This is a genomic window from Faecalibacterium sp. AF28-13AC (genome assembly GCF_003478405.1).
Lineage (GTDB): Bacteria > Bacillota > Clostridia > Oscillospirales > Ruminococcaceae > Faecalibacterium > Faecalibacterium prausnitzii_E.
In genome coordinates, this window is the sequence record NZ_QUFG01000025.1 from 1 (window position 1) to 3,713 (window position 3,713).

A 3,713-nucleotide genomic window follows, 5' to 3' on the forward strand; every position below is an offset into this window, starting at 1 on the left:
ATGCCGCCGATGCCGGAAAACAAGCTGAAATGCGTTAGGCTCATAGCTCCACCACCTCGCTGAGCCGGGTGGTCATAATTTTGTAAAGCTGGGTGTTATTCGGGATAGGGTTTGAGAACGGCAGCACCACGTTCTCAAAAATCAGCAGTCCTTCGCCCGGTTCGGAATTGTCGATGTACTTCTGCTGGTCTGCGGAGAGGTTCAGCCGTTCCGAAAGGATTTTGCGGTCGCCGGATGCCTGATTCAGCAGCGTGATGAAGTCGCTGTTTTCCAGAATGTTCTCGATCTCCGGGGAAGAAAGAAGGTCCTTCACATTCTGGGTGGCGCCTGTGGGCACGCCGCCCCATTTGCGGAAGCGTTTCCAAATCTCGGCACTGTATGCGGCGGTCTGTTCCTCTTTCAAGAGCAAGTGGAACTCGTCCGCAAAATACCATGTGGCCCGGCCTTGGCTGCGGTTCTGGGTAACGCGGCCCCATATCTGATCTTGGATAATGAGCATCCCCAGTTTTTTTAACTGCTTGCCCAGTTCTTTGATGTCAAAGGCCACAAGCCGATTATGGATGTCCACATTCGTTTTGTGATTAAACACATTCAGCGAGCCGGACACATACAAGTCCAATGCCTGCGCTACCCGGTCCGCTTCCGGCAAGTGCTGGTCGAGCAGGGCTTGGTGGAGGTCAGACAAAATCGGCATATTTTCCGGGCAGGGATTCGCCAGATAGGGGCGGTAGATAGCTTTCACGGCACGGTCTATCACGGTGCGTTCAATCGCTTCCAGACCTGTTTTGCCGCCCATGACCAGCTCACAGAACGACAGCACAAAATCCGACTTCAAGGCCAGCGGGCTGTCATCTTCGGAATAATTCAGGTTGATGTCCAGAGGATTCACATAGTCCTTGCTGGTGGGCGAAAGTTTGATGACCTGCCCATGCAGCCGCTTGACCAGCGGATAATACTCGGCTTCTGGGTCTGAAATAAAAATATCGTCAGCAGTCGTTAAAAACACACTGACGATTTCAGACTTGCAGCTCATGGATTTGCCGCTGCCGGGCGTACCCAGCTTTAGGCCGTTGGGACACCGGGCCTGCTTGCGGTCCAGCATGATCATGTTGTGGGATTTTGCGTTGATGCCGTAGTACATGGCCGCGCCGCTCTGGAAAAGCTCCTGCGTCACAAAGGGCACGAACACCGCCACGTTGGAGGTGGTAAGGCTGCGCTGAATCTTTATCTGGTTGATGCCCAGCGGCAGGCTGGACACAAGGCCCTGTTCCTGCTGGTAGTCCAGCCGGACAAGCGAGCAGTTATACTTCTGTGCCACACCTGCGGCTTGGAACACATCGTTGCCCAGCTTTTGCTTGGTGTCGGCCACATTCAGCACAAGAAAGGTCAGCATGAAAAGCCGTTCGTTCCGGGTCTGCAATTTGTTCAGCAGCTTTTTGGCGTCCTCGCCGTAAGTGGCAAGGTCGCTGGGCAGGATGTCCATGTCGTACCCGGAACGGACAGCCTTTTTCTGTTCCTGAATCTTCATAGCATCAAGATCTGTGATTTTCCGTTTGATGGTTTTGATGGCCTCGGTCTGGTCAATGGCCTGCACATGGAGATTGACGAGAATGCCGCTTTCCGTTTTGAGGAAGTCGGCCAGCATTTCGTCCGAAAGTTCCGGCGCAAGGATTTGTAAAAAGCTCACAGCTCCATACTTGCCGCCCAAACCAAAGGTTTTGGCCGTACCGAAACAGAGGGAGGACGGGGCCACAAAATCCTTGGTAGACAGGCCGGAGGGTGCCAGCCAGTCCCAGTCAAAACAGAACGGTTCCCCGTCCGGGTGGAAGATGCCGTGCAGAACTTCCAAACGCTCCTGCCCGTCCATAACGTGTGCCACACAACCCATGGTCTTGAAATAGCCCAGCAGGTCAAGGCCAATGCGGGTCAGCCGTGACCGTGCTGTTTTCAGGCTGTCGGCCTCGATGGTGAACGTCAGATATTTGGTTTTCACAATGCCGTTGTTTCCGCTGGCAAGCTGCTTTTGCAGGATGGCGGTGTACTCGGCGCGGATGTCGTCAAAATCATCCCCCTGCGGTGCGATCTCAAAACTTTTTGCGTACTGCACCGGGTCAACCTTGCGATTCAAAAATGAAAGCTGCACATGGATGGAAGCATCCACATAGTTGTACAGGTCGCACAGGTGTTCAAAGATGGCAGTTCGGGCCTCCGGCTGGGCCAGCTGATAGCTGATGTCCTCAAAGGCAATGCACTTGGAGAATGTGCGTCGGTCAATGCGGCACACACCGTCCGGGTAGATGGCCTCATACGGGATGGTGGCCTGCGCCGTGCGGGGCTTGCCGTCACCCTTGTACTTGCGGATAACGGCATCAATTTCTTTTTTCTGGGCGCGGGTGAGCTTTTTGGGCTTTTCGGTTTCGCGGGGTATCGTTTTTCTGGACAATGGCCTTTACCTCCTGTTCCATTTGGTATTGCCGCACAAGGGCGGCGTAAGCATTGTTGGTCTGATAGGGCCTTTCCTTGGGACGGATAAAGCAGCACTGAATCATTTGCTGAATCACCACTTCAAGGGGCTGGCCGTGCCGCTCAAACAGGGCGAACAGCAGCCCCGGCAGCATGGCAAAAATCATCAGCAGGGCCGCTGCACTGTTGGAAAGATAGTTCCGGGCCAAAAAATAAAGCGGTCCGCCCGTTAAAAGCGCACCGCCGAAGCAGACCAGCTGCCGCTTGGTCAGCCCGAATAAGACTTTGGATTTTACATGGGTCAAATCTTTGGGAACGGTCACATACGCCATTCAAACGCTCCTTTCTCAATGGGCACCGAACACGGACTTGCTGATGCTGCCGGTCTTGAACAGACAGAAGCAGAGCAGAACGGTATAGCCCATGCAGCCCCAGATAGCCCCGGCAATGTCCGCCGCGCCCGAAATGTTGCGTATCAGCACCGCGTAGATGCCCACGACAATCATAATCAGGAACGCTTGGAAACCCAGTGCCAGCAAAGACTTCAAGTAGTTCTGCCCGGTGCTGCGCCACTCGCTGCTGCCCATGGTCGCCAGCGGGATAGGCCCCAGTGCGGTCACAACATAAATCTCGATCATGCGGCCGTAGGTCACAAGGAAAATGCAGATAGACAGGATGTTCATGGTCAGGCCCACAACAAGGGTTTGGAACCACAGGCTGAGCAGACTGCCAATGGTCATGTTTTCCAGCTGAAATTCCAGTCCGGGTATCAGGCGGTCAAAGTGGATGGATGTTTCACCGATGATAACGCCGGAACTTTGGTTGACAACGCTCTGGGTGGCATCGAACACACCCATGACGATATTCCATGTGTTGCTGACAATGAGGATGGCAAAAGCAGACTTGAAAATCCAGCGGAAGAACATGGAGGTGTCAAAGTCGTGCATATTGTTCTTTTCGGTAATCATCTGGATAAGCTCATGGCACATCACAAGGGCAAGGATGGCCGCTGCAATAGGCAGCACCACCGTTTCGGAAAGACTACGCAGCATATTGAAAATGCCGCTGTTCCATGCCTGCGGAGTGGAGCCAACGTCGGAAGCGATTTCGCCCACCTTGGCGTTCACGTTATCGAACAGGCCGGAGAGGTTGCCCGTGATGCCATCTATCAAAATGCCCTTTATCCATTTTTCGATGATCTCACTAATCAAGCAAAGATACCTCCTTTCCCGCGCCCTCCCATGTGAGAG

3 protein-coding genes are annotated in these 3,713 nt (G+C 53.7%); all 3 read right to left on the minus strand.

Annotation, left to right across the window (positions count from 1 at the left end; genetic code table 11):
• Positions 1-40: 40 nt before the first annotated feature.
• The 3 genes from DWY95_RS16640 to DWY95_RS16650 are packed head-to-tail and all read right to left on the minus strand — an operon-like array spanning position 41 to position 3,674.
• The gene (locus DWY95_RS16640; RefSeq protein ID WP_118554329.1) at positions 41-2,443 is read right to left on the minus strand and encodes a VirB4-like conjugal transfer ATPase, CD1110 family; all 2,403 of its coding nucleotides are present in this window, start codon (positions 2,441-2,443) and stop codon (positions 41-43) included.
• Positions 2,370-2,795 (minus strand): PrgI family protein, encoded by a 426-nt coding sequence (locus tag DWY95_RS16645; RefSeq protein WP_008982752.1) that lies wholly within the window; start codon positions 2,793-2,795, stop codon positions 2,370-2,372. The genes DWY95_RS16640 and DWY95_RS16645 overlap by 74 nt, the downstream gene beginning before the upstream one ends.
• A 15-nt stretch (positions 2,796-2,810) precedes the next feature.
• Entirely contained in the window at positions 2,811-3,674 is an 864-nt protein-coding gene (locus DWY95_RS16650) for a VirB6/TrbL-like conjugal transfer protein, CD1112 family (protein WP_118554330.1), read from the minus strand.
• Positions 3,675-3,713 lie beyond the last annotated feature (39 nt).